The sequence below is a fragment of the Mesorhizobium album genome (genome assembly GCF_033977205.1).
In the GTDB taxonomy this organism is placed as follows: Bacteria; Pseudomonadota; Alphaproteobacteria; order Rhizobiales; family Rhizobiaceae; genus Mesorhizobium; species Mesorhizobium album.
In genome coordinates, this window is sequence record NZ_JAVIIW010000005.1 from 179597 (window position 1) to 205949 (window position 26353).

20 protein-coding genes, 1 pseudogene and 1 riboswitch are annotated in these 26353 nt (G+C 64.1%); of the genes and pseudogenes, 11 read left to right on the forward strand and 10 right to left on the reverse strand.

Annotated features, from left to right (window positions below):
- Window positions 1–3: 3 nt before the first annotated feature.
- The 5 genes and pseudogenes from thiS to RFN28_RS06565 all read right to left on the reverse strand — a co-directional run bounded on the left by thiS (window position 4) and on the right by RFN28_RS06565 (window position 4536).
- Window positions 4–201 (reverse strand): sulfur carrier protein ThiS, encoded by a 198-nt coding sequence (gene thiS, locus RFN28_RS06540; RefSeq protein ID WP_320286552.1) that lies wholly within the window; start codon window positions 199–201, stop codon window positions 4–6.
- Window positions 170–1177: a glycine oxidase ThiO gene (gene thiO / locus RFN28_RS06545; protein ID WP_320286553.1), complete on the reverse strand. Its 1008-nt coding sequence runs from the start codon at window positions 1175–1177 to the stop codon at window positions 170–172. The genes thiS and thiO overlap by 32 nt, the downstream gene beginning before the upstream one ends.
- A gap of 3 nt (window positions 1178–1180) precedes the next feature.
- Window positions 1181–3025 (reverse strand): phosphomethylpyrimidine synthase ThiC, encoded by a 1845-nt coding sequence (gene thiC, locus RFN28_RS06550; RefSeq protein WP_320286554.1) that lies wholly within the window; start codon window positions 3023–3025, stop codon window positions 1181–1183.
- Between the two features lie 104 nt (window positions 3026–3129).
- A riboswitch (TPP riboswitch) is annotated at window positions 3130–3245 on the reverse strand.
- A 146-nt stretch (window positions 3246–3391) separates the two neighbouring features.
- Window positions 3392–3954 (reverse strand): annotated as a pseudogene (locus RFN28_RS34830) (hypothetical protein); the annotation flags it as partial.
- A 318-nt stretch (window positions 3955–4272) separates the two neighbouring features.
- Window positions 4273–4536 carry a hypothetical protein gene (locus RFN28_RS06565; RefSeq protein WP_320286555.1) on the reverse strand — a complete coding sequence of 88 codons (264 nt, stop codon included), beginning with the start codon at window positions 4534–4536 and terminating at the stop codon, window positions 4273–4275.
- 202 nt (window positions 4537–4738) lie between these two features.
- Here RFN28_RS06565 and RFN28_RS06570 point away from each other — a divergent pair, with 202 nt between their 5' ends.
- Window positions 4739–5551: an AraC family transcriptional regulator gene (locus RFN28_RS06570; protein ID WP_320286556.1), complete on the forward strand. Its 813-nt coding sequence runs from the start codon at window positions 4739–4741 to the stop codon at window positions 5549–5551.
- A 107-nt stretch (window positions 5552–5658) separates the two neighbouring features.
- Window positions 5659–6549, forward strand: a complete 891-nt coding sequence (locus tag RFN28_RS06575) for an NmrA family NAD(P)-binding protein (protein WP_320286557.1) — start codon at window positions 5659–5661, stop codon at window positions 6547–6549.
- Here the strand turns inward: RFN28_RS06575 and RFN28_RS06580 are convergent.
- Window positions 6546–9032 (reverse strand): mechanosensitive ion channel family protein, encoded by a 2487-nt coding sequence (locus RFN28_RS06580; RefSeq protein WP_320286558.1) that lies wholly within the window; start codon window positions 9030–9032, stop codon window positions 6546–6548. The two genes, RFN28_RS06575 and RFN28_RS06580, sit on opposite strands and share 4 nt — an antisense overlap.
- Before the next feature lie 205 nt (window positions 9033–9237).
- On the opposite strand from RFN28_RS06580, the gene RFN28_RS06585 reads away from it, so the two are divergent.
- From RFN28_RS06585 to RFN28_RS06605, 5 genes are all read left to right on the forward strand, one after another.
- Complete coding sequence (locus RFN28_RS06585; protein WP_320286559.1) at window positions 9238–10497, forward strand: sarcosine oxidase subunit beta; 1260 nt, start codon at window positions 9238–9240, stop codon at window positions 10495–10497.
- 13 nt (window positions 10498–10510) lie between these two features.
- The gene (locus tag RFN28_RS06590) at window positions 10511–10804 is read left to right on the forward strand and encodes a sarcosine oxidase subunit delta (RefSeq protein WP_278072904.1); all 294 of its coding nucleotides are present in this window, start codon (window positions 10511–10513) and stop codon (window positions 10802–10804) included.
- On the forward strand, window positions 10801–13794 hold the full coding sequence (locus tag RFN28_RS06595; RefSeq protein WP_320286560.1) for a sarcosine oxidase subunit alpha: 2994 nt from the start codon (window positions 10801–10803) through the stop codon (window positions 13792–13794). The genes RFN28_RS06590 and RFN28_RS06595 overlap by 4 nt, the downstream gene beginning before the upstream one ends.
- Window positions 13795–13831: 37 nt before the next feature.
- Window positions 13832–14419, forward strand: a complete 588-nt coding sequence (locus RFN28_RS06600; protein WP_320286594.1) for a sarcosine oxidase subunit gamma — start codon at window positions 13832–13834, stop codon at window positions 14417–14419.
- A gap of 128 nt (window positions 14420–14547) precedes the next feature.
- Entirely contained in the window at window positions 14548–15990 is a 1443-nt protein-coding gene (locus RFN28_RS06605) for an MFS transporter (RefSeq protein ID WP_320286561.1), read from the forward strand.
- Between the two features lie 28 nt (window positions 15991–16018).
- On the opposite strand, the gene RFN28_RS06610 is transcribed toward RFN28_RS06605, so the two are convergent.
- Window positions 16019–16723, reverse strand: a complete 705-nt coding sequence (locus tag RFN28_RS06610) for a nitroreductase (protein WP_320286562.1) — start codon at window positions 16721–16723, stop codon at window positions 16019–16021.
- A 245-nt stretch (window positions 16724–16968) separates the two neighbouring features.
- Here RFN28_RS06610 and RFN28_RS06615 point away from each other — a divergent pair, with 245 nt between their 5' ends.
- From RFN28_RS06615 to RFN28_RS06630, 4 genes are all read left to right on the forward strand, one after another.
- Complete coding sequence (locus RFN28_RS06615; RefSeq protein WP_320286563.1) at window positions 16969–17556, forward strand: helix-turn-helix domain-containing protein; 588 nt, start codon at window positions 16969–16971, stop codon at window positions 17554–17556.
- 105 nt (window positions 17557–17661) lie between these two features.
- Window positions 17662–20115: a GcvT family protein gene (locus RFN28_RS06620; RefSeq protein WP_320286564.1), complete on the forward strand. Its 2454-nt coding sequence runs from the start codon at window positions 17662–17664 to the stop codon at window positions 20113–20115.
- Complete coding sequence (locus RFN28_RS06625; protein WP_320286565.1) at window positions 20115–21296, forward strand: pyridoxal phosphate-dependent aminotransferase; 1182 nt, start codon at window positions 20115–20117, stop codon at window positions 21294–21296. Before RFN28_RS06620 ends, RFN28_RS06625 begins: the two co-directional genes overlap by 1 nt.
- The gene (locus RFN28_RS06630; RefSeq protein ID WP_320286566.1) at window positions 21293–23740 is read left to right on the forward strand and encodes a GcvT family protein; all 2448 of its coding nucleotides are present in this window, start codon (window positions 21293–21295) and stop codon (window positions 23738–23740) included. The genes RFN28_RS06625 and RFN28_RS06630 overlap by 4 nt, the downstream gene beginning before the upstream one ends.
- 45 nt (window positions 23741–23785) lie before the next feature.
- Here RFN28_RS06630 and RFN28_RS06635 read toward each other — a convergent pair whose 3' ends face one another.
- From RFN28_RS06635 to RFN28_RS06645, 3 genes are read right to left on the reverse strand one after another with little or no spacing between them, the layout of a single operon-like run.
- On the reverse strand, window positions 23786–24373 hold the full coding sequence (locus RFN28_RS06635) for an NAD(P)H-dependent oxidoreductase (RefSeq protein ID WP_320286567.1): 588 nt from the start codon (window positions 24371–24373) through the stop codon (window positions 23786–23788).
- The gene (locus RFN28_RS06640; protein WP_320286568.1) at window positions 24373–24954 is read right to left on the reverse strand and encodes an NAD(P)H-dependent oxidoreductase; all 582 of its coding nucleotides are present in this window, start codon (window positions 24952–24954) and stop codon (window positions 24373–24375) included. Before RFN28_RS06640 ends, RFN28_RS06635 begins: the two co-directional genes overlap by 1 nt.
- Window positions 24954–26351, reverse strand: a complete 1398-nt coding sequence (locus tag RFN28_RS06645) for an FAD-binding oxidoreductase (RefSeq protein WP_320286595.1) — start codon at window positions 26349–26351, stop codon at window positions 24954–24956. The genes RFN28_RS06640 and RFN28_RS06645 overlap by 1 nt, the downstream gene beginning before the upstream one ends.
- Between the last annotated feature and the right edge of the window lie 2 nt (window positions 26352–26353).

Sequence of the window (26353 nt, forward strand, 5' to 3'; positions counted from 1 at the left end):
CGGCTAGCCCCCCTGCATGGGCGACAGGATTTCGATCCGGTCGCCCTCGCTTACCCGGAATTCCGCCCGTTCGGCCGCGGGCACGACATCACCGTTCAGTGCGGTGGCGAGCCAGCCGCCCTCATAGTCAAGTTCCTTCAAAAGGGCGGCGAGCGTCGTCGCCTCGACCTCAAGCGCTTCGCCATTGACGATCAGCTTCATTTTCAGACCCCAGGTCGGCAGATGAATTGAAGAGAAGGCTGGCAGCCTGCTCGGCCATGGCCGGTGAAAGCAGGAAACCGTGCCGGTAAAGACCGTTGATCGTGATCGCGCCGTCCTTCCGGCGCTTCACCCGCGGCAGATTGTCGGGATAGGCAGGACGCACGCCCACTCCCGTCTCGACGATTTCGGCCTCGCCGAACGCCGGATGGAGTGCGTAGGCCGCGTTGAGGAGCTCCATCAGCGAACGGGCTGTGATCGGCCCGTCATGATCGCTCTCGATCATGGTCGCGCCGACCATGAAGTGATGATCGGCCCGCGGCACTACATAGATCGGATGACGCGGATGGAGCAGACGCACCGGCCGGGCGAGCGAGACCTCACGCGTGCGGAGGATCAGCATTTCGCCGCGCACGCCGCGTAAATCGTCGTCGGCCCGCGCGATGCCCGTGCAGTCGATCACCTGATCAAAGCCGGAAAGGACCACCTCGCCCACCTCGAAAAGGAAGACGACGCCCATCGCGCGCAGTTTATCGACGAGGGCTTCGAGAGCCCGACGGGGATCGAGATGAGCTTCGCCGGCAAAGAACAGGCCCTGGCGGAAGCGACCGGCAAGATCGGGTTCAAGGGCGGCAACCGCCTTTTCGTCGACGGACTCATGATTGCGGGTACGAGCCGCAAAGCGGGCAAGCTCGAAGGCGTCACGCGCATGGGCGACGACGAGAGTGCCGGCTCTTGTCACGAGCCCAGGCAGTGTCCTTTCCCACCAGTCGGCCGAAGTTCTGCCGAGCGTGACAACCGCCTCCTCGGCGCTTTCGCGTTCGCACCAGGGGGCGAGCATGCCTCCGGCGAGCCAGGAGGCATTGCCGCCTGTCTGGCTCCGAATTTCAGCAACGGTGACCGACGCACCCCGCTCGGCCAATTCATGGGCGACGGTGAGGCCTGCTACACCGGCGCCTTTGACGAGGACACGGCGCATGGCTCAGTGCGTTTCCTGATCGTCCTGCGCAAAAGCCTGTTCTTCCGCCCCGGGCGTTTCGACCGGCATATAGAGATCGCCGCCCGCGCGATATTTCTCCGCCATCGCCGCCATCCCCTCCTTCTGCGCTTCCGCGCGAATGTCGTGGGAGATGCGCATGGAGCAGAATTTCGGCCCGCACATCGAGCAGAAATGCGCCAGCTTGTGCGCTTCCTTGGGCAAGGTCTCGTCGTGCATCGAGCGCGCGGTTTCGGGATCGAGCGACAGGTTGAACTGGTCTTCCCAGCGGAACTCGAACCGTGCCCGCGAAAGCGCGTCGTCGCGGGTCTTCGCCGCCGGGTGTCCCTTGGCGAGATCCGCTGCGTGTGCAGCAATCTTGTAGGTGATCACCCCGGTCTTGACGTCGTTGCGATCCGGCAGGCCGAGATGTTCCTTCGGCGTCACGTAGCAGAGCATGGCCGTGCCGAACCAGCCGATCATGGCCGCGCCGATGCCGGATGTGATGTGGTCATAGCCCGGCGCAATGTCCGTCGTCAGCGGCCCCAGCGTGTAGAAAGGCGCTTCGCCGCAGACGGCGAGCTGCTTGTCCATATTCTGTTTGATCTTGTGCATGGGCACATGGCCGGGGCCCTCGATCATCACCTGGCAGTCCTTTGCCCAGGCGATCTTCGTCAGTTCGCCAAGCGTCTCCAGTTCGGCGAATTGGGCCCGGTCATTGGCATCGGCGATCGAGCCGGGACGAAGGCCGTCACCGAGCGAGAAGGAGACGTCATAGGCTCTGGCGATATCGCAGATCTCCTCGAAATGCTCATAGAGGAAGCTTTCGCGGTGATGGTGCAGGCACCATTTCGCCATGATCGAGCCGCCGCGAGAGACGATGCCCGTGACCCGGTCGACGGTCAGCGGAATGTAATGCAGCCGCACGCCGGCATGGATGGTGAAGTAGTCGACGCCCTGCTCGGCCTGCTCGATCAGCGTGTCGCGATAGACCTCCCAGCTCAGGTCCTCGGCAACGCCGCCCACCTTCTCCAGCGCCTGGTAGAGCGGCACCGTGCCGATCGGCACCGGCGAATTGCGCACGATCCATTCGCGGATGTTGTGGATGTTGCGGCCCGTCGACAGGTCCATCACCGTGTCGGCGCCCCAGCGGATCGCCCAGACCATCTTTTCGACCTCTTCGGCCATCGAGGACGTGACGGCGGAATTGCCGATATTGGCGTTGATCTTCACCAGGAAGTTGCGGCCGATGATCATCGGCTCGCTTTCGGGATGGTTGATGTTGGCGGGAATGATCGCGCGGCCGCGCGCCACCTCGTCGCGTACGAATTCCGGCGTGACGAAATCCGGGATCGATGCGCCGAACGCCTCGCCGTCCTGCTGCAGCCTGCCGCGCACGATCTCGCGGCCGAGGTTTTCGCGGATGGCCACGAATTCCATCTCGGGCGTGATGATCCCGGCGCGCGCATAGGCAAGCTGCGTTACCGCCTTGCCGGCCTTGGCTCTCAGCGGACAGTTGCGGATCGCAAATTCCCGCGTCAGTCGCTCTCCTGTCGCAAAACCGTTGTCCTCGGGCCTGACATGGCGGCCGTCATAGGATTCGACATCGCCGCGTGCCGCGATCCAGTCCTGCCGAAGCCGGGCAAGACCCTTGTCGATGTCCGTTTCGATCGCGGGGTCGGTATAGGCGCCTGACGGATCGTAGACCGTCACCGGCGGCTCACCGGCAGTCGGGTGGACCGCGATCTCGCGCATCGGCACCCTGATCTGCGGATGGAGGAGGCCGGATTTGTGGATCTTCCGCGAGGCCGGCAGCGGTCCGGTCGATACGGTCGGGGTCAGGGCATTCATTTGAGGCTCCTTTGCTCGTTGCATTGGAGACCCAGTTCTGTGCCGGAAGGATGAAAAGACGCTTCGATCTACCTGCTTGAGACAGGTCTTCGGGCATGAACGCCCGCAAAGCGCTTGCACCGTCCCTACGCCAGTATGAACTGGATCAGGTTCAACGGGTCACTGCGCCGCAAAGCCAGCAGTATCTCAGCCCCTTGCCGGGACTCCCCTGGTGAATGGCTTTAGGTTGAACGGGCCGGCGCCATCTTGTCAAGCGCGTTTGGCCGGCAATTGCGGCTCATTGCGTTGCGGACGGAAGGTCGGAGATCGTGCGGCCCGCCGGAAAGCCAAGCCAAAGAAGCACGCGCACAGGGCTCGAAACCGGGTTCATGAATTGTCTCCGGGAACCACTTGCAGCGCCGCACGACCGCGCCGGCTGGCTGATGCCCAAAGCGCCATCAGCGGCGCGGTCAGCAGCAGGAAGGACGGCAGAAGGCTCGGGAAATAGATGCGGGTGTCGTGGATCGGGAAGACGGCGAACTTCGCCAGCACGCCGAGCACGAGTGCCGCAAGCAGGATACCGGCGCGGCGATCGAGCCGGAAGCCGGCGCGGTCGAGGCCATACTAGCCGGCGAGCGCTAGCACCGAGACGCCGACCCAGCCGTCGACGTTGACGGCGCGCACCACCGAAACGGCGAAGGCCCTCAGGTAGGCGGCCGTCGAGAACGGCGGTTCGAAGCCGTCCATGTTGTAGTGCTGCTCGATACTGGAGAACCACAGATGCGGCCACCAGCCGGGGTGCTGCGCCCAGTGCGAGATGACGAAATAGGCGACCAAGGAAGCGGCGAAGCCGGCGAGCGCCCCCACGCTTTCTGCCGAAAGGCAACCAGCAGCACGGCGAAGACGGCGAGGAAGACGATGTTGTCCGGCCGCGCCATGAAGGCGAGGAAAAAAGCGGATTCTTCTTGAGGAGGATGAACAGGCCCTCCCACAGAAGATCCGTTGCAATCAGCGTGCCATCGAGATCGACCGCAAGCGGAATTGCGTTCCTGTCCGACCGCGCGTCCATTTCCCCGCCCTGTTCACCCCACGCCGTGTTTCAGCGTCCTGGCAACGGATATAACGGGAGATGGCGGAGCGAACGTTAAAACGCCCGGTTGCAGCGCGCTGTGCAGACAGTATTTCCGGAGTCGTCGTTTAGCGGCGGCTACCAGAAACGATAAAAGGCCGGACATCCGCCCGGCCTTTGTCGATCGTGTTTCGGTTTTTTACTTGATGCGAGCAACGCCGCCCGAGATCTCGACCGTTTCGGAACCGGTCAGCGCTTCGAGGTCACCATTGGGAAGGGTGACGAAGCAGCCATTCGGGCAGAACTCCACCGTCTCGCCGGCGGCCAGCGCCAGCTCGGTTTTGCCGCCGCCTTCGGTCACGATCAACGTCCGCGTCTGGGCGTCCTTGTTGACCGCGCTGGCGGCAAAAGCCGAACCGCCAATGGCCAGCAAAGCGATGGCGGCAACGACAGACTTCCACATTGCAATTCCGGTGTTCTCACACCGCCTCTGTTCGATTTCGCAAGGCATTCTCGCCCTTTGCGTGAGAGCTTATATGAGATGCAAGCTGAACCGCAACTGAATGCCGCATTCATGCCACAATTGGTTTCGGCCGCCTGTCAATTTTGTCGATCAAGCCGATATGATGCCGAAGATGCAGATACATAAGCACGAGGCGAAGACGATGGCCGGTACCTGGCTGGAAACGATCGGTGTGGAGGTTGAGCACCGGAAGATCGCCGCGGGCCTGACCCACGTGCCGGCTTCGCCCTACCACAGGCTGGGCATCCATGTCGGGCCATCCGTCAACGCCTTCTGCCGCTGCGACGGGAAGCGGCATCGGCGGGTCCAGTCGCACGGAGACATAGACATCGTTCCGGCGGGGCTGGACGGCGACTGGGAAGACGACGCCGACTGCACCATCCTGCGCTTGTGGGTCAATCCGGCATTGGTTCGGCAAACCGCCCGCGATCTCGAAATCGATCCGGACCGGATCGTCGTCGAGCCGCAGTTTCAACGCCGTGACCCCAGGATCGAACATATCGCATGGGCGCTGGCGAGCGGGCTGCACCCAGAGTTGCCGTCGGACCGGCTTTATGTCCAAAGCTTGGCCAGGGCGCTCGCCGTGCAACTGGTTCACGGGGCGTCGCAAAGGATCCCGACAGGGCAAATGCTGTCGTCCAGCCAGAAGCGGCGGCTGCAGGACTTCATCGAAGCCAACCTCGATCAGGATCTTTCCCTGGATGATCTGGCGCAGGTTGCAGCCATCAGCGTGTCACATCTGAAGGCTCTGTTTCGTCGCAGCTTCGGGGTGCCGGCCCATCTATATGTCATCCATCGACGGGTAGAGCGCGCCCGGTTGCTGCTCGACCAGAATGAGATGCCGCTCAGCCAGATCGCGCTGGAGGCCGGCTTCGCCCATCAAAGCCATATGGCTCGCAGCATGAAGCGCGTGCTGGGAATCACGCCAGCGGCGCTGCTTCGTCTGCAGCGATAGCCGGGCCTTCCATCTGACTGTCCTTTTGTGCGCTTCGCCGTCCTTATCGGGGCGACGCGCCGTCGTACATCCGGCATCCAGCGCTCCGACATAACAGGAGAATGAAGATGTTCGTGATTCTAGGCGCCACGGGGAAAATTGGACGAGCGACGATCGGTGCGCTTCGCCAAAACGGGCTCCCGGTAAGGGCAGTTGTTCACAATCCCTCGAAGGCTCACGAGCTTCATGCTTGTGGTTGCGACATAGCCGCGGCCGACCTCAGGGATATGCCGGCGCTTGTCGAGGCAACAAAAGACGCTTCGGCGGTGCAGGTGATCTGCCCTACACCCGTTCAGGCGGAAAATGCATCGGCCGAAATGGCAGCGACGATCGGCGCGATTACCGAGGCGCTTCGGCAAACCCGTCCGGCGCGCATCCTGGCAACCTCGGACTACGGTGCTCAGCTGCCGACCGGCACCGGCATCACGCTCACCTTCCATCGTCTGGAATCGGAACTTAAGAAGCTCCCCGCAGCGCTGACCTTCCTGCGCTCCGCCGAGCACATGCAGAATTGGGGCCGCGGAACCGGACGGGCGTTGCAGACCGGGGTTCTTGCCAGCCTGCATCATCCCGTCTCCAAAACCTTTCCGACGGTCTCGGCAGGAGATGTCGGCCTGATCGCGGCGGATCTGCTTCTCACGGATCGCAACGACGCAATGCGTATTGTCCACGCCGAGGGACCGCGCCGCTACAGCGCCGTCGACGTGGCCGATGCGCTCAGCAAGATCGCCGGCCGCGAAATCGTGGCGCGTGAAATGCCGCGGCAGGACTGGATCCCCGTGCTGGTCGCTGGCGGCATGAGTGCGAGCTACGCCCAACTCGTCGCAGACTTATTCGATGTCCACAATGCCGGCCAGATCGACGCGGAACAGGGCGTTGGCGAAATACGATATGGCAAGACGGAGCTTCGCGCGGCCTTGTCGGCATTGGTTCCGTCTACGCTAACGGCGAAAGCCTAGCCCGGATCGGGCTTGCGGCCTTTCCGCTTCGTTCTAGCCAAACGCGCCTGTTCGGCTGCAGCCTCCGCCTCCAGCCGCTCGCGCTCGGCGAATTCGACCTCCATCTTGTCGTCGTCGATCGGCCAAGCCTCGTGCTTCTTCGTCTCGACGACGGCGCGCGGCGTCGACGGAATCTCGATATGCTCGTCCTCGAAGGTATCGAAGATGGCAAAGCGGATGTCGTTCTGGACGGTGCTGCCGTTCATCACATCGGCCACGAACACGCGGATCTCGAATTCAAGCGCCGCTGCCCCGAAATTGGCGAAGAGCACGAAGGGCTCGGGGTTCTTCAGCACCATGGGATGCGCGCGCGCGATATCGAGCAGAAGGGCATGCACGCGCTTGACCTCGCTGCCATAGGCGACGCCCACCTTGATGTCGATCCGGCCGAGCTTGTTGCGGTGCGTCCAGTTGCCGACCGCATTGTTGATGAGGTTGGAGTTGGGCAGGATCACCGACTGCCGCTGGAACGTCTCGATCTCCGTCGCGCGCACGCTGATCTTCTTCACCGTGCCGCTGATATCGCCGGCAACGATCCAGTCGCCCACCTTGAAGGGACGTTCGGCAAGCAGGATGAGACCTGAGACGAAGTTCGAGACCACGTTCTGCAGGCCGAAGCCGATACCCAGCGACAGCGCGCCGGCGACCAGCGCCAGGTTGGAAAGGTCGATGCCCGCCGCCGATATGCCGACGAGCGCTGCGAGCGCAACACCGGCATAGCCCACCGCCAGCCGGATCGAGTTGCGCACGCCGGTGTCGACCTTGCCGCGCGCCATGACGGAACCGTCGAGCCAGCCCTGGAACCAGCGCGTCACGAAATAGCCGATGGCGAAGACAACGATGCCGGTGAGGATGCCGAGCACCGAGATGGTGACGGACCCGATTGTCGCGCCCGTCGCCAGCTTGTAGGCCCAGGCCTCGATGTCGCCGGGCTGGAAGCCCCACATCAACAGGATCAGCGGCAGGAACACCAGCACGATCATCAGATTGATGGCGATGCTCACCACCAGGCCGAGCTGGTCGAGCGCGGTGTCCTCATAGCTGGACTTGGCCGACAGCCAGCGCCCGACCGACGTGTCGGCGAAGCCGCCCTCCTCGCCGATCGCTCGCGCCGACAGGAAGCCGATATAGGCGGTGACCAGGATGGTGCCGGTGACCACGACCTGGAACGAGACGAAAAGCGCAAGGCCGATATAGCCGAGAAGCGTCGCCGCGATGGTGAACAGGCCGAGGCCGATGGCGATGAAGCGAAGCCATGCCGGCCACGGCCGCCACGAGCCGTCCCGTGCCCTGAACGGCCTCAGCAGTCCCATCAGGATCAGGATGACGCCGACGATGATGGTGGCGACAAAGCTCCTGGCAATCGTCAGCGAAAGCGGCGACCCCATCTTCTCGTTGACGACCGACAGAAAATAATTGAGGCCAAGCACCAGCGCCATCGCGGTGGCCAGTCCAACCAGCCAGCGAGCGGGGTCGGTTTCGACCGGAATGAGCCGCCAGTTCGGCAACCGCGGTTCGAGCGCCGCATTGGTCAGCCGGTTGACGCAGAACACCATCCCGATGACTGCCAGCAGCGCATTGAGGAATGTGCCGATGTCGCCGCGCAGAACGTTGTAGTAATTGAAGAAAAACACTGCGGAAGCCAGGAACACCCCGAGCGCCGCGGTCGGCAGCAGCGTCGACCAGAACGCCACCGACAGGCGGCTGAGATATGAAGGATCCTCCACGGATGGATTGGGTTCGAAAATGCGGCCGAACAGGCGCCTGCCACCGATCAGGAGCACGGCCGCCAGCGCCAGCGCCATCAGCGTCGCGGCAAGGACTGCCTGGAATTTGAACTTGAAGGCGAAGGTCAGCCAGGAGGCCACGGCCTTGTAGAGGCCGGTGAACTGGTCATGCGCGTCGGAAAAGGCCTGCGGGCTCAGCGCATCGGTCAATTCGTAGCGTTTGGTCAGAACGCTGCGGAAAAGCTCGCTGCGCATGGTGGCAATCCTGTCGACCACCCCGCTGATGCGGATCGACAGGTTCTGCGCGCTGGCGACCACCGCGTTGATCTGGGCCTTCTCGGCCGTGAGCGCCGCGCGCTCGTTGGCGACGACCGCAGGCTCCTGCTGTCCCTGCGCCGGCGGCGGGCCCAGTACCTCGATGCGGCTGTTGATGTCGTTGAGGCGCGAACGGAAAGCCAGCGCGCTGTTCAGCGCCGCCCGCGAATTGTTCTCGAGCCGCAGGCGGATATCGACGAGCTCAGCATCGTCTTGGCCAGGATCGCTTATCTTCTTCTCCAGACCGTCCGTCTTGGTCGTTAGGTCCTGGATCACCTTGGTCTGGTCGGCGATGAGCTGCGCGGAGCCATGGCCGATCGCCTGCGCCATCGCGCCGTGCCACGGCTGCGAAGCGACGGCGACAATGACGACCAGGATCAGGCGTAGCAGTCGGAAGATCATGACGTGACGGGCGACTCGCGGCCGAAAACCTTCGAAAATTCCGCCCTTGATAAAGACCGCCATACCGGGCGGCAAGCCGTCCCGATCCGTGGATCGATGGCGCGGATCGAAGTCGGCCTGTCGAAAAGCGATGGCGCAATCTTGGCTTTGCGGTTGTGGGCTGCTCTATAGTGTGCCTCCCCGCACCAACAGGACGACAGGAAGAATGGCGGAATATTCGGCCTTTTCGCTGATCAAGAACGCGCTGTCCGGCAACCAGGACTGGAAGCCGGCCTGGCGCAAGCCGGACCCCAAGGCGTTCTATGATGTGATCGTCATCGGTGGCGGCGGCCACGGGCTCTCGACCGCCTACTATCTCGCCAAGGAGCACGGCATCACCAATGTCGCCGTGCTGGAAAAGGGCTGGCTGGGCTCGGGCAATGTCGGCCGCAACACCACCGCCGTGCGCTCCAACTATCTACTGCCGCAGAACACCCGCTTCTACGAGCATTCGATGAAGCTGTGGGAGAGCCTGTCGCACGACCTCAACTACAATGTCATGTTCTCACAGCGCGGCTGCCTCAACCTGGCGCATACGCCGGCCCAGCTCGACGACTATGCAAGGCGCGGCAACGCCATGCGCCATCTTGGCGTCGATGCTGAGCTGATGAGCGTCGACCAGATCAAGCGGCTTGTCCCGGCGCTGGACGTTTCCGGCTCGGCGCGCTTTCCGGTCCTTGGCGGGCTGATGCAGCCGCGCGCCGGCACCGCGCGCCACGACGCCGTCGCCTGGGGCTATGCGCGCGGCGCCGACCGGCGCGGCGTCGACATCATAGAGAATTGCGAGGTCACCGGCTTCCTGCGCGACGGCGACCGGGTCACTGGCGTGACGACCACGCGCGGCGATATCCGCGCCAAGAAGGTGGCGCTGGCCGTTGCCGGCAGCACCGGCCGCGTGATGCAGCTTGCCGGCATTTCCCACATGCCGATCGAAAGCTATGTGCTGCAGGCCTTTGTCTCGGAATCGATCAAGCCGATCATCAACACCGTTCTTACCTTCGGCATGGGCCACTTCTACATCTCGCAGTCCGACAAGGGCGGCCTGGTCTATGGCGGCGACCTCGATGGCTACAACAGTTACGCCCAGCGCGGCAGCCTGCCGGTCGTCGACGAGGTGATGAGCGAGATGCTGGCGCTGTTCCCGGGTCTGGCACGGGTGCGCATGCTGCGCTCCTGGGGCGGCCTTTGCGACATGACAATGGACGGATCGCCGATCATCACCACCGGACCGCTACCCGGCATGTATCTCAATTGCGGCTGGTGCTACGGCGGCTTCAAGGCAACGCCTGCCTCGGGCTGGTGCTTCGCCTGGACCATCGCCAAGGACGAGCCGCATGAGTTCAACGCGCCCTTCACGCTCGACCGTTTCTATCGCGGCCTCATCATCGACGACAAAGGCCAGGGTGCGACACCCAGGCTGCATTAGGGTTGAAATCAAGATGCTGATCACCTGTCCCTATTGCGGTCCGCGCGACGTCATCGAATTCACCTACCAGGGCGACGGCAACCGCGAGCGGCCGCAGCCGGCCTCGCAGGACCTCGATGCCTGGAACGCCTATGTCTATGACCGGCTGAACCCGGCCGGCGACCACAATGAGATCTGGCAGCATTCCGGCGGTTGTCGCGCGCATCTCAGGGTCGTGCGCAACACGCTCACGCATGAAATCCTGAGCACCGCCTTTGCCCGCGGCGGCCACAAATCCGCGGGCCATAAAGCGGGAGGCAACCAGTGAGCCCGCGCCGCACCGAGACCGGCGGTCGCATCGACCGGCTGCGCACCATCCGCTTCACCTTCGATGGCGCGCCCTATACCGGCCACGCCGGCGACACGCTTGCCTCGGCGCTGCTAGCCAACGGTGTGACGCTGTTCGGCCGCTCTTTCAAGTACCACCGCCCGCGCGGCCTGCTGGCCGCTGGCGTCGAGGAGCCGAACGCCCTGGTGACGGTGCTGCGCGGCGAAGTGCGCGAGCCCAACATCCCCGCCACCATGGCCGAGATCTATGACGGGCTCGTCGCCGTCAGCCAGAACCGCTCTCCCTCGCTTGCCTGGGATATCGGCGCACTCAACCAGCTCGGCGGCAAGATCCTGTCGGCCGGCTTCTACTACAAGACCTTCATGGGGCCAGTGATCGGGCCGCTCAAGGGCACGCGCTTCTGGATGTTCTGCGAGCATTTTATCCGCCGCGCTGCCGGCCTCGGCAAGGCGGGCATAGCCCCCGATACCGCGCGCTACGAGCGCATGAACGCCTTTTGCGACGTTCTGGTGGTGGGCTCCGGCCCCGCCGGCCTGATGGCGGCGAGGGCCGCGGCCGACCAGGGCGCGCGCGTGATCCTAGCGGAACTCGAAGCGCGTTTCGGCGGCTCCGCCAACTGGTCCGGCGAGACCATCGACGGCGCGCCGGCCGCCGACTGGGCGGGGCGCATCGTCGGCCAGCTCGAAGGCAACGACAATGTCCGCCTGCTGCCACGCACGACGGTCTGGGGCTACTATGACGGCAACACGCTGGCCGCGCTGGAACGTGTGACCGACCATAAGGAAGTCCCGGCCAAGGGCGAGCCGCGCCAGCGCTATTGGGCGATCCGCGCCAAAACGGTGGTTCTCGCCACTGGCTCCTTCGAACGACCGCTGGTGTTTCCGGGCAACGACCGTCCCGGTGTCATGCTGGCGCATGCAGCCGAGCGCTATGCCAATCAATATGGTGTGCTGCCCGGCGAACGGATCGCTTTGTTCACCAACAATGACAGCGCCTATCGCTCCGCCGTTGCCCTGAAGAAGGCCGGGGCCGCCGTCGTCGCCATCATCGATGTCCGAAGCGACGTGTCGAACGAGATGAGCAGGCTGGCGAGCGAGGCCGAGGCAGAGCTGCTTGCCGGCCATGCCGTGGTCGCGACCGAGGGCGGCAAGGCGCTCACCGGTCTCAAGGTTCAGCGCTTCGACTTGATGAGCGGCGCGCTCAGCGGCGACGAGCGCAGCATCCACGCCGACTGCTTGGCTATGTCGGGCGGCTGGTCCCCGACCATCCATCTCGCGAGCCAGGCTGGCGCGAAGGCCGAGTGGGACGCGGCCAGGCAGGCCTTCCTGCCCCCGGCGCCGACCCAGCGCTGGATCGGCGCCGGCGCCTTCACCGGTAGTTTCTCGACCGCCGAAGCCCTTGCCGAGGGCCGCGCCGCCGGCCTTCAGGCTGCCGGCGGAAATGCTTCCTCCGCGCCCCTGCCTATTGTCGAAGCGATTCCAGGCGACCCCGATCCGGCGCCTGTCTTCGAGGTCAAGGCCAAGGGCAAGAGCTTCGTCGACTTCCAGCATGATGTGACCGCCGAGGATGTGCGGCTCGCGCATCGCGAGGGTTTTGTCTCTGTCGAACATCTGAAGCGCTACACTACGCTCGGCATGGCGACCGACCAGGGCAAGAACTCCAACGTGCCGGGCCTCGCCATCATGGCCGAGGCGCTCGGTAAGCCGATCCCGGAAGTCGGCACCACGCGCTTCCGCCCGCCCTACACGGCCGTGTCGATCGGCTCGCTGGCGGCCGAGCGCTTTGGCGATCTGAAGCCCGAGCGGCTGACGCCGATGCATGACTGGCACATCGCCAACGGCGCGACCATGTACTCGGCCGGCCTCTGGTACCGGCCGATGATCTACGGCCTTCCCGGCGAGACGGTCGAGCAGGCCTATGTGCGCGAGGCCAAGGCCACCCGCGAGAGCGCCGGCATCGTCGACGTCTCTACGCTCGGCAAGATCGCCGTGCAGGGGCCGGACGCCGCCGGATTCCTCGACCGCGTCTACACCAACATGTTTTCGACACTCGCCGTGGGCAAGGCCCGCTACGGCCTGATGCTGCGCGAGGACGGGCTTGCCTTCGACGACGGCACCACCTGGCGGCTCGGCGAGCAGGATTTCCTGATGACCACCACCACCGCCAATGCCGGCAAGGTGATGCAGCATCTGGAATATTTCCTCGACGTGATCTGGCCCGAGTTGAAAGTCACCGTCACCTCCGTCACCGACGAATGGGCAGGAGCGGCGATCGGCGGGCCGAAGGCCCGGGCCATCCTCGCTGCCTGCGTCACCGGCACTGCTGTCGACAATGCGACGCTTCCCTTCATGGGTATCGTCCACGGCCAGATCGCCGGCGTGCCGGTGATGATCTGCCGGCTCTCCTTCTCCGGCGAAATGGCCTTCGAGGTCTATTCCGGCGCCGGCTACGGCACCCGCGTCTGGGAGGCTCTCATCGAGGCCGGCAAGCCCTTCGGCCTGGTTACCTACGGCCTCGAGGCGCTCGGCACCATGCGCATCGAGAAGGGCCACGTCACCGGCGCCGAGATCGACGGTCGCACCACGGCGCGCGATCTCCATCTCGACTGGATGCTGTCGAAGAAGAAGCCCTTCATCGGCTCGGCCATGATGGACCGCGAAGGCCTGATCTCGCCGGAGCGGCTACAGCTTGTCGGCCTCGTCTCGCTCGACAACCGCCCGTTCAACGGCGGCGCGCATATCGTCGAGGAACTGGACGAAGAGAACCCGCACGATTCGATCGGTCATATCACCGCCTGCTGCTATTCGCCGGCGCTCGGCAAATACATCGCGCTGGCGCTGGTCAAGGACGGCAAGGCGCGCCACGGCACGCGCGCCTTTGTCTCCGACCCGCTGCGCAATCGGTTCGGGCCGATCGAGATCGTCTCCAACCATTTCTACGATCCGGACGGGAGCCGCATGCATGGTTGAGCGCCGACGACCCGAACGCCAATTGCCGGAACGCCAATTGCACGAGCGGTTGTCGCCGCTTGAGCCGATCTATCATCCAGGCTCGCATGGCAATTTCGAGCATGGCGTGGACGTTATCCTGTCCGAGACGCGGCCGGGCTCGATCCTGCAACTTGCCGCATGGCCGGGCGAGGAGAAGCGGCTGATGTCCGGCATATACAAGGTTACAGGCCTCGCCCTGCCGGATGGCGCCGGCGGCGGCGTCAGCAACGGCGCGAAGGCGGCATTCGGCTTTGCGCCGGGCAAATTCACTGTGGTCGATGAAGCCGAGGGCCTGGCCTCCGCCTTCACGGGCGTGATCACGCCGTCGATCGGCACGCTCACCGACCTGTCGCACGGCCGCACGGCGATCCGCATCGCCGGCCCCAAAGCCGAATGGGTGCTGGCGAAATTCTTCGCCATCGACTTCGCCTTGCCGGCCTTCCCGCTGGGCGCTGGTCGCTCGACAAACCATCACGACATCTTTGCCCAGATCCAGCGCAGCGGCGCCGATCAGTTCGACATCTATGTGTTCCGCTCCTTCGCGCGTTCGTTCTGGAAGGCCTTGTGCCACGCCAGCGAGGAAGTCGGGTATGAGGTGCACTAGGACCAGCAGCCTGGCACTATCGACGACCACAACTGCTGCTTGAGGCTTGGGCCAGCGAAGACGATAGATAAGGAAACACGGGCTCTTGTCTGAGCCCGCTCTGGCAACCAGTTCGACAACATCCTTCCATGACCGCAGAGACAACGGCGACAGCCACGACCCGCTTTGTTTCGGCGGGAGAGCCGTCACTCCTGTTGCCGGCAACCGTCGCCTGCGGCGTCTTCATGACCAGCCTCGACCAGAATGTGGTGGTGACCGCGCTGCCCGGCATCGGCGAAAGCCTTGGTCGCCCGCCGAGCCAGCTCGGTCTTTTGATCACCGGTTATGTCGCCAGCCTCATCGTTACGATGCCGCTCGGCGGCTGGCTGGCCGATCGCTTCGGCCTTCGCAACGTCTACTGCTTTGCGCTGCTTGTCTTCGCCAGCGCATCGGCGCTCTGCGGCCTGTCGGAAAATATCTGGACGCTGGTCGGCTCGCGCGCGCTGCAGGGCTTCGGCGGCGCGCTGATGGGCACGCTCGGCCAGGTCGTGATCCTCTCGAGCTTCCCGCGCGACCGCACGCTTAAGATCAACATGTACATTTCGCTCGCCGGACAGTCTGGACCGTTGGTCGGGCCGCTCGTCGGCGGCGCGCTCACCACGTACGTCTCCTGGCGCTGGATCTTCTACATCAATATCCCGATCGCTCTGACTGCTGCCCTGCTTGCCGCATCGCTGTTTCCCACGACGACCAAGGCGGTCCGCACACCGTTCGATTTTCCGGGCTTCCTGCTTGTCAGCAGCGGCATGGCGCTGCTCGTCTTCGGCATGGATTCCCTTGCGGCGAAGGATGTCGCGAGCGCCAGCATCGCCATGGAGCTCGGGCTGGCGATCGCCATCCTGACCGTCGCCGCGCTTTACTGCCTACGCACGCGTAACCCTCTGCTCGACCTCAACCTGCTGCGCATCCGCACCTTCCGCATCAGCTTCCTCACCGGTGGCGGGCTCGACACGATCGGGCTGAGCTCGGTTGTCTTCCTGCTACCGCTGATGTTCCAGCTCGGCTTCGGCATGAGCGCGGTTGAGGCCGGATCGCTGACCTTCGTCGCGGCAATCGGCTCGGTGCTGATGCGTTTCTTCATGCCACGCGTCCTCAATCGCTTCGGCTTCAGGCGCGTGCTGGTCTCCAATACGCCGATTGCTGCCCTGCTGGTTGCGGGCTTTGCCCTGATGCAGGAAAGCACGCCGCACTGGATCGTGCTCGCCTACATCTTCGTCTTCGGGCTCTTCCGTTCCATTCAGTGGGCCTCGACCGGCAATCTCGCCTATTCGGATATCGCGCCGGAGCAGCTTTCCCGCTTCAGCGCGCTCTACTACATCCTTTGGCAGCTGGCGGTCGCGATCAGCGTCGGCCTGGCGGCGGCGCTTCTGTCGCTGCTTGCCGGCGGCGGCCAGGCCAGCGTCAACGACTACCGCATCCTGTTCATCGTCGAGGCCCTGATCACGCTCTGCGCGCTGCTCGCCTATCTGAGGCTCACGCCGAAGGACGGCGCCCATGTCAGCGGCCATGGCGCGCATGTGAGCACAGAATAGCAAAATCGGACGGCTGGTTTCGCCGGCGCTACTCCGCGAACGTCACCCAGTCCTCGAGCGGCGCGCGATCGGTGCGGAATTCATTCTCGGGCTTGGAAGTGTCCTCGTAACCCAGCGCCATGCCGCAGACCACGATCTCTTCGTCTGGAATGTTGAGCACCGGGCGGATCTGCCTGTGATAGGGCGCGAAGGCCGCCTGCGGACAGGTGTGCAGCCCTCTGCCCCGCGCCGCGACCATGATGTTCTGCAGGAACATGCCGTAGTCGATCCACGAACCCTTGTTGAGCCGCCGGTCGACGGTGAAAATCATGCCGACCGGTGCATCGAAGAAGATGAAGTTGCGGTCGTGCTGCGCCCGCATCCTGTCGACTTCGCGCCGGCCGATGCCGATCGCGCCGTAGAGGCCGAATCCATTGGCCCGGCGCCGGCTGAGATAGGGTTCGAAGAACTGGTCCGGATAGTAGCGGTACTCGTCCCACTCCGCCTTCTCGGCGCGGATGCCGGAATTGAGGATCGCGTCGCTGATGCGCTGCTTGACATCACCCTTGGTCACATAGACCCGCCAGGGCTGCATGTTGGTGCCCGACGGCGCCCGCGCCGCCACCGTCAGGATGTCGCGGATCGTCTCATCGTCGACCATGTCGGGCAAAAAGGCGCGCACCGATCGGCGCGACAGGATCGCCTCGTCGACGATCGCCGCGTCGAGCGCGATCCGGCTATTCTTCTCCAGCATGGGCCGTCCCTTCACGATGGCTGGACCCGGCAACCCGATTCCCGCAACGACCATCCGCAGACACAAATAACTAACTGATCCTCGACCGGACGCCCCACTCGCCGTTCGTTGGCGAGGCTTTGCATCAACCGCCAAAATCGTGCAAGCAAATCTTGCGCAGCATGAAAATCCTCTTGATTTTTTCATGGGCTTGCTTTCTCATGAAATTTACCTAGATTTTTTCACGCTCAGAGACAGAGGGACGATTGACCTCGACCGCAGTCAGACCGGAGCAGGACAGTGGCGAGCGTCTGCTGGCCGGCGACATCCGTGCGCTGCGCAAGGCGCGCGGGCTGACGCTTGCCGAGATCGCGCTGAAGCTCGGCCGCTCGGTCGGCTGGGTCAGTCAGGTCGAGCGCGGCCTGTCGGTCCCTTCGCTCGGTGACCTGCGGGCCTTCGCCGAGCTCTTCGGCGTGCCGCTCAGCCTGTTCTTCAGCCATGACGTCCCGGTCGAAGAGGAGCGCGGGGTGGTCGTGCGCGCCGGTAGCCGCCGCTCGCTTGGCACAAGCGAATCCGGCCTGGTGGAGGAGCTTCTGTCGCCCGACCTCGGCGGTAGTTTCGAGATGCTGCGCTCCGTCTTCGCTCCGGGTGCGGAGTTGAAGACCGAAGCGCGTCGTCCGACCGAAGAGGCGGGCTATGTCGCGTCGGGCACGTTCGAGATCGAGATCGGCGGTGTCTGGCATCGGCTCGGCGAAGGCGACAGCTTCCGTTTCGAAGGCAAGCCGTTCCGTTGGCGCAATCCCGGCGCCGAGCCGGCGGTCGTCATCTGGGTGGTTTCGCCGCCGGTGTACTGAACCAACGCATGCCGCCCAAAAGTGTGCAGCGGTTTTGGGACAACGGCATGCATGAAACAAAGAATCAAAGCGCGTCCTGACGCGCTTTGGAAGTTGGAGGAGAACATGGCCGGTTTGTCGACCACGGCGCGCGTGGTGATCATCGGGGGCGGTGTCGTCGGCACCTCCTCGCTCTACCACCTTTGCAAGGCGGGCTGGACCGACTGCGTGCTGCTCGAAAAGAACGAGCTGACCTCCGGCTCGACCTGGCATGCCGCCGGCAACGTGCCGACCTTCTCCTCGTCCTGGTCGTTGATGAACATGCAGCGCTATTCGACCGAGCTCTACCGCGGCCTCGCCGAGGCGGTCGACTATCCGATGAACTACCATGTCACCGGCTCGTTGAGGCTCGCACACACCAAGGAGCGCATGCAGGAGTTCCAGCGCGCCAAGGGCATGGGCCGCTACCAGGGCATGGATATCGATGTCGTCGGCCTCGACGAGATCAAGCGCCGCTACCCCTTCATCGAGACGCATGACCTCAAGGGTGCGCTTTATGATCCGAGCGACGGCGACATCGACCCGGCACAGCTGACCCAGGCGCTCGCCAAGGGCGCGCGCGACATGGGCGCCAAGATCACCCGCTTCTGCCCGGTCACCAGCGTTCGCCGCGAGAACGGCGAATGGGTGGTCGCGACGCCACAGGGCGAGATCCGCTGCGAGATCGTCATCAACGCCGCCGGCTACCGCGCCGCGGAAGTCGGGAAAATGTTCGGCCGCGAAGTGCCGATGATGGTGATGAGCCACCAGTACATCCTGTTCGAGGAAATCCCCGAGCTCGCCGCCTGGACGAAGGAACAGGGCAGAAAACTGCCGCTGCTGCGCGACGTCGACACGTCCTATTACCTGCGCCAGGAAAAGACCGGCATGAATCTCGGCCCCTATGAGCGCAATTGCCGCGCGCATTGGGCGACCCACAACGATCCGATGCCGGAGGATTTTTCCTTCCAGCTCTTCCCCGACGATCTCGACCGGCTGGAGCACTACCTCGCCGACGCCGTCGCCCGCGTGCCGATCCTCGGCACCGCCGGCCTTTCCAAGGTCATCAACGGGCCGATCCCCTACGCGCCTGACGGCAATCCTCTGATCGGGCCGATGCCCGGCGTGCCGAACGCCTTCGAGGCCTGCGTCTTCACCTTCGGCATCGCGCAAGGCGGCGGCGCCGGCAAGGTGCTGGCCGAATGGGTGACCGAGGGCCAGACCGAGTGGGACATGTGGTCCTGCGACCCGCGCCGCTTCACCGCCTTTGCCTCTGCCCCCGACTACTGCGTGGCTAAAGGCATGGAGATCTACGGCAACGAATACGCCATCCAGTTCCCGCGCCACGCCTGGCCAGCCGGGCGCGACCGCAAGCACTCGCCGCTGCATGATCGCATCAAGGCGCTCGGTGGCCAGTTCGATGCCTATAATGGCTGGGAGCGCGCAACCTGGTATGCGAAGCTAGGCGACGACATTTCGGAGGAAGCGACGCTGACCTTCCGCCGCGACGGGCCGTGGCAACACCGCGTGCGCGAGGAATGCCTGGCGGTGCGCGATGCTGCCGGCATCCTCGACCTGCCCGGCTTCTCGCGCTTCAACCTCGAAGGCCCGGGCGCCGCCGAATGGCTGGCGCTGCAGGTCACCGGCCTTGTGCCGAAGCCCGGCCGCATCGGCCTCGTCTATTTCGCCGACGACAAGGGCCGCATCGTCACCGAAATGTCGGTAGTACGCCACGGCGAGGACCAGATGACGCTGATCACCGCCGCGGTCGCACAGTGGCACGACTTCGAATGGCTGAAGACCCGTATGCCGGCCGATGCGGCCTTTACGCTGACCGACCGCACGGAGGAGTATTCAACCCAGATCCTCGCCGGTCCGAACTCGCGCGCTATCCTTGCCGAAGTCTGCGCCGCCGATCTGACGCTGCCCTGGCTGACGCATCAGGAAACGACCATCGCCGGGCGCTGGGCGAAGCTGGTGCGCGTCTCCTTCGCCGGCGAGCTCGGCTGGGAAATCCACACCAAGGTCGCGGACACTGTAGCGGTCTTCGACGCCGTCTGGGCCGCCGGTCACAAGCATGGCCTAAAACCTTTCGGCATGTATGCGCTGGATTCGCTGCGGCTGGAAAAAGGCTACCGAGCCTGGAAGGGCGATCTGTCGACCGACTATTCGATCCTGCAGGGTGGGCTGGAGCGCTTCGTCAAATGGGACAAGCCCGACTTCCGCGGCAAGGCGGCGCTGCTCAACGAAAAGCAGCAGGGCGTGAAGAAGCGCTTCGTCACGCTGGTCGTGGAAAACCCAGGCGATTGTGATGCGCCCTATATGTCGACGCTCTGGCACGACGGCAGCATAGTCGGCGAGACGACCTCAGGCGGCTGGGGCCACCGGATCGATAAATCGATCGCGCTCGGCATGCTGCGCTCCGATCTGGCCGAGCCCGGCACGGCCGTCGAGGTTGAGATTTTCGGCGACCGTTTCAAGGCGGTGGTGCAGAAGGACGAGCCGTTGTGGGATCCGAAGAACGAGAGGTTGAGAGCCTGATGCCAAAACCATCAAAGCGCGTTACCGGCATCGTGCCATCGGGCAAGGACGGCTGGGAAGTCCACTTCGCCGCCTGGACCCGCAGAGCAGCCGGCGAGGACATCATCGTGCTCTCGGTCGGCGACCATGACTTCGACACGCCTTCGCAAACGATCGAGGCCTGCGTCAACGCCGTCCGCGGCAGCAACCACCATTACACCCCGCTCCCCGGCCTGCCACGCCTGCGCAAGGCAATGGCGGCGGCGTCCACAGCTTGCACCGGCATCCTGACGGAACCGGATGAGATCATCGCCACGGCCGGTGGCCAGGGCGCGCTCTACGCCGCCGTGCAGGGCGTGCTCGACCCCGGCGATCACGCCATCGTCGTCGCGCCTTACTATGCCACCTACCCCAACACCTTCAGCGCCGCCGGCGCCAGCTTCACCGTGGTCGAGACCCCGGCCGAGGACGGCTTCCAGCCGCACGCCGACATGATCCGAGCGGCGCTCAGGCCCAACACGCGCGCGATCCTGATCAACACGCCGAACAACCCGACGGGAGCTGTCTATTCGCGCGAGCGCCTCGAACAGCTGGCCGAAATCTGCAAGGAGCACGATCTCTGGCTACTGTCGGACGAGGTCTACTGGACGCTCGGCGGCGGCGAGCACATCTCGCCGCGCTCACTGCCCGGCATGGCCGAGCGCACGCTGGTCATCAATTCGATGTCGAAAAGCCACGGCATGACCGGCTGGCGCATGGGCTGGCTCACCGGCCCGAAAGCGATGATCACATTGATGACAGACCTCAACCTGGTGACGACCTACGGCCTGCCGGCCTTCATCTCGATCGCCTGCGCCGAGGCGCTGGAGAACCATTACGGCGTGAAGGAAATTGCCGAGCGCTACGCCGCGCGCCGCGCGGTCTTCCTCGATGCCATACGCGGCGCCAATGACGTCACCGTGCACGGCTCCGAAGGCGGCATGTACGTCATGCTCGACATCTCCGCCATCGAACCCGACGACGAGAAATTCGCCTGGGCGCTGCTCGACAAGGAAAAGGTCGGCGTCATGCCGGGATCGAGCTTCGGCGACGCTGCAGCCGGCCATATCCGCATCAGCCTCTGCCAGCCTGAGCCTGTGCTTCAGCAAGCAGCACTTCGTGTGCGCCGCTTCGCTTCCAACTACCGCCGCGAGGCCGCATGACCAAGAGCATCCCTTCCAAGGCTCGCGCCGTCATCATCGGCGGCGGCGTCTCCGGCTGTTCGGTCGCCTATCACCTGGCCAAGCTCGGCTGGACCGACATCGTGCTGCTCGAACGCAAGCAGCTCACCTGCGGCACGACCTGGCATGCGGCCGGCCTGATCGGCCAGTTGCGCGGCTCGCAGAACATGACACGGCTGGCGAAATACTCCGCCGACCTCTACGTCAAGCTCGAAGCCGAGACCGGCGTCGGCACCGGCATGCGCCAGGTCGGCTCGATCACGGTCGCGCTGACCGAGGAGCGCAAGCACGAGATTTACCGGCAGGCATCGCTGGCCCGCGCCTTCGATGTCGACGTACGCGAGATTTCGCCGAGCGAGGTCAAGGAGATGTACCCGCATCTCAATGTGTCGGACGTGGTGGGCGCCGTGCACCTGCCGCTTGACGGCCAGTGCGATCCGGCCAACATCGCCATGGCATTGGCCAAGGGCGCGCGCCAGCGCGGTGCGACAATCATCGAGAACGTCAAGATCACCAAGGTCCACACCAGGAACGGTCGCGTCTCCGGTGTCTCCTGGGCGCAGGGCGAGGACCAGGGCACGATCGAAACCGACATCGTCGTCAACTGCGCCGGCATGTGGGCGCGTGAGCTTGGGCGGCAGAACGGCGTCACCATCCCGCTGCACGCCTGCGAGCATTTCTATCTCGTCACGGAGCCGATCCCCGGCCTCTCCCGCCTGCCGGTGCTGCGCGTGCCGGACGAGTGCGCCTATTACAAGGAGGACGCCGGCAAGATGATGCTCGGCGCCTTCGAGCCGGTGGCAAAGCCCTGGGGCATGGACGGCATCCGCGAGGATTTCTGCTTCGACCAGTTGCCCGAGGACATGGAGCATTTCGAGCCGATCCTGGAAATGGGCGTCAACCGCATGCCGATGCTGGGCACGGCCGGCATCCATACTTTCTTCAACGGCCCCGAAAGTTTTACGCCTGACGATCGCTACTACCTCGGCGAGGCGCCGGAACTTTCCGGCTACTGGATGGCGACCGGCTACAATTCGATCGGCATCGTTTCCTCGGGCGGCGCCGGCATGGCGCTGGCGCAATGGATCAACGACGGCGAGGCGCCCTTCGATCTCTGGGAGGTCGACATCCGCCGCGCCCAGCCCTTCCAGAAGAACCGCCGCTATCTCAAGGAGCGCGTCTCGGAAACACTCGGTCTGCTCTATGCCGATCATTTCCCTTACCGCCAGATGGCAACCTCGCGCGGCGTGCGCCGCTCGCCTTTGCACGAACACCTGAAAGCGCGCGGCGCCGTCTTCGGCGAGGTTGCCGGCTGGGAGCGCGCCAACTGGTTTGCCCGCGAGGGCCAGGAGCGCGAATACCGCTATTCCTGGAAACGGCAGAACTGGTTCGACAACCAGCGCGAGGAACACCTCGCTGTGCGCAACGGCGTCGGCCTGTTCGACATGACCTCCTTCGGCAAGATCCGCGTCGAGGGCCGCGATGCCTGTGCCTTCCTGCAACGGCTTTGCGCCAACGACATGGACGTGGCGCCCGGCAAGATCGTCTACACGCAGATGCTCAACGCCAGGGGCGGCATCGAGAGCGACCTCACCGTGACGCGGCTCTCGGATACGGCCTTTTTCCTCGTCGTGCCGGGCGCCACCTTGCAGCGCGACCTCGCCTGGCTGAGGCGGTATGTCACCGATGACTTCGTCGTCATCACCGACGTCACTGCCGCCGAGGCCGTCATCTGCCTGATGGGTCCCGACTCGCGAAAGCTGATCCAGAAGGTGAGCCCCAACGACTTCTCCAACGAGGCCAATCCGTTCGGCACCTCCCAGGAGATCGAGATCGGCATGGGGCTCGCCCGCGCGCATCGCGTCACCTATGTCGGCGAACTCGGCTGGGAGCTCTATGTCTCAACCGACCAGGCCGCCCATATCTTCGAGGCGATCGCCGATGCCGGCGCCGATGTCGGCCTGAAGCTCTGCGGCCTGCATACGCTCGATTCCTGCCGCATCGAAAAGGCTTTTCGCCATTTCGGCCACGACATTACCGATGAGGACAATGTGCTGGAGGCCGGCCTCGGCTTTGCCGTGAAAACGGCCAAAGTCGACTTCATCGGTCGCGATGCCGTGCTGCGGAAGAAAGAAGCCGGCCTGAGCCGCCGGCTGGTGCAGTTCCGCCTCAAGGACCCGCAGCCGCTGCTCTTTCACAACGAAGCGATCCTGCGCGACGGCAAGATCGTCGGCCCGATCACCTCCGGCAATTACGGCCACCATCTCGGCGGCGCGATCGGCCTCGGCTATGTGCCGTGCAAGGGTGAGAGCGAGGCGGACGTGCTGGCCTCATCCTATGAGGTGGAAATCGCCGGCGATCGTTTCGCCGCGGAAGCATCGCTGAAGCCGATGTATGATCCGAAGGCGGAACGGGTGAGGATGTAGCGCAGGCTCCCTTCTCCCCTTTGTGGGAGAAGGGAAGTCCGGTTCTCAAAACCTTTCCAGCCTCGCCCTTACCTTGCCGAGGAACGCCGCCCTGCTCTTGGGCGTCGACGAATCCATCAGATAATGCGCCAGGAAGAACGTCTTGCAGCGTGTGGCGCAGATCGCGCGCATGCCGCGCAGGATGGTCTTGCGTCCCGGCTGGCCGACGACGACGCTCCACCAAGTCGGCGCGCCGCAGGTGGTGATGACGCCGACCTTGGTGACATGCGTCATCAGCGATTTGATCCTCCCCTTGCCGACCGGCAGCTTGAAGGCGATGTCGGTCGCCCAGACGCGGTCGAACCAGCCCTTCAGCATCGCCGGCAGGCCGTACCACCAGGTCGGATAGATGAAGAGGATCGCCTCGGCCCATTGCAGGTACTCGAAATGCGGCCGCAGCGCCGGATCCTCAGGCGCGCGGTCGTTGTAGGAGCGCCGCTCCTCGCAGCTCATCACCGGGTTGAAATTCTCGGCATAGAGGTCGAGCAGCCGCACGTCCCAGCCTCTTTGCGTCAGCACCTCTATCGCCGTGTCGCGGATCGCCGCGCAATAGCTTTCGGGAACCGGATGGCAATAGACCACCAGCACGCGCATCAGAACTGATCCATGCTGGCGGCCACCTTCCTCATGAAGGCTTTGCGTGTCTGATCCGTCGAAAGGTTCATCGAGTAATGCGCGAGATAGGAAACGGACGCGCCGGGCTTGATGGTGGCCCGCAGCATGCGCTTAACAATTCTGCGCGGCGGATCGCCCATCAGCATCGCCCGGAAACGGCTGCCGCCATAGGTGGTGATGGCGGCGAGCTTGCGGATGTTGTGCAGCGTCGGCTGCACCTTGCCGTCGACCAGCTTGAATGAAACACCGGGCAGGAAAACGCGGTCGAAGAAGCCTTTCAGGATCGCCGGATAGCCGTAGTTCCAGACCGGAAACGAAAGCACCAGCGCTTCGGCTTTGCGCAGCCTGTCGACGTAGCCGGCCACCGCATCATCAGGCCCTCGCTGGCCGTGATAGCCGAGCCGCTCGGCGCGGGTCATCCGCGGATCGAAATCCTCGGCATAGAGATCGCAATCATCGATCGTGTGGCCGGCCGCGGAAAGCCGCTTGACGATCGTCCGGTGCAGGCCGGCATTGAAGCTGGTCTCCACCGGATGAGCGTAAAGCACGAGGACGTTCATCACCCCGCCTTTTGCAGGCCCTTGAACAGGAAGGGCTTGCCGGAACGATAGTCATAGCCGGGATTCTCCCAGGCGATCATCTTGCCTGGGTTGAGCAGGCCTTGCGGATCGGTCTCGCGCTTGAAGGCAAGCTGAACCTCGTCGGTCTGCTTCATGCCGCCCTCTTCCAGCGTGTAGCGGTGCGGGTTAAAGATCCAGCAGCCGTTGTCCTCGTGGATGCGGATGATCTCGTCGAGCCGCTCTTCCGTGGTGAAGCGGACAAGCGGCAGCCCGGCGGCGCCGATCGCGCCGTCGAAGCGGATGAATTCGAGATGCGCCGGCACCTCGTCGCCAAAGCGGTCCACCATCGCCTTGACGTGCGCGAGATGGTCCGGCGACGGATAGCGTGCCTGCAGATAGGTGATCGTCGGATCGACCCTGATGGCGCGCAGCGTCGTGTGGTTCCAGGTCAGTTCATAGGCCGGCGGCAGCCCCTTGAGATCGGCTTCTTGGTCGGCCCGGAAAACGATTTCGCCCTTGCTGCTGCGGACTAAGGCCACAAAGGCGTCCATGGCATGCGGAGCAATCATGCACACCACAATGCTCTGATCGCGCCGGAAGAACTTCTGGTGCCGCTTGAAACAATCGTAAGGGATGGGCGCCGCGATCGGCGTGATCAGCTTCGCCAATATGCCATCCTGAACGGCGAGATCGTTGCCGAAGCCGGCCGCGTCCATGAAGTCGTCGAAACCGACAATGACGTCGATCCAGTCATAGGAGGCCGTCAACGGCATCTCGACTTCGGTAATGATGCCATTGGTGCCATAGGCATGCATGACCTTGAGAACGTCTTCGCCCGTGAGTTCCATGACTCGCGGCTCCGCCTCCATCGTTACGGTCCTCAGCCGGATTACGTTGCCGAGGTCGCGCAAGCCGCCCCAGCGAATCGAGCCGACGCCGCCCGAGCCGCCGGCGACGAAGCCGCCGACCGACGCGGTGTTGTAGGTCGAGGGCGACATGCGCAATTCCTGCGCGGAATGCGCCCGCGTCGCCTTGTCGATCTCCGCCAGCACCGCCCCCGGCCCGGTAACCACACGCCCGGGCGCGATCGCCTTGATCTCGTTCATCTCGGCAAGGTTGAGCACCACTCCGCCCGACAATGGCATCGCCTGCCCGTAATTGCCGGTGCCGCTGCCGCGCGGCGTCACCGGGATCCCGTGCCGGTGACAGGCGGCGAGCACGCGGATCACCTCGCGCTCGTTCTTCGGCGTGACGATCAGGTCGCCGGTGATATGATCGAGCTGCTTCTTGAGGACAGGACTGTACCAGTAGAAGTCGCGGCTCTTCTGCTGGATGATCGCCGGGTGATCATCGATCTTGAGCCCTTCGAGATCGCGCTTCAGCGCTGCGATATCCATCA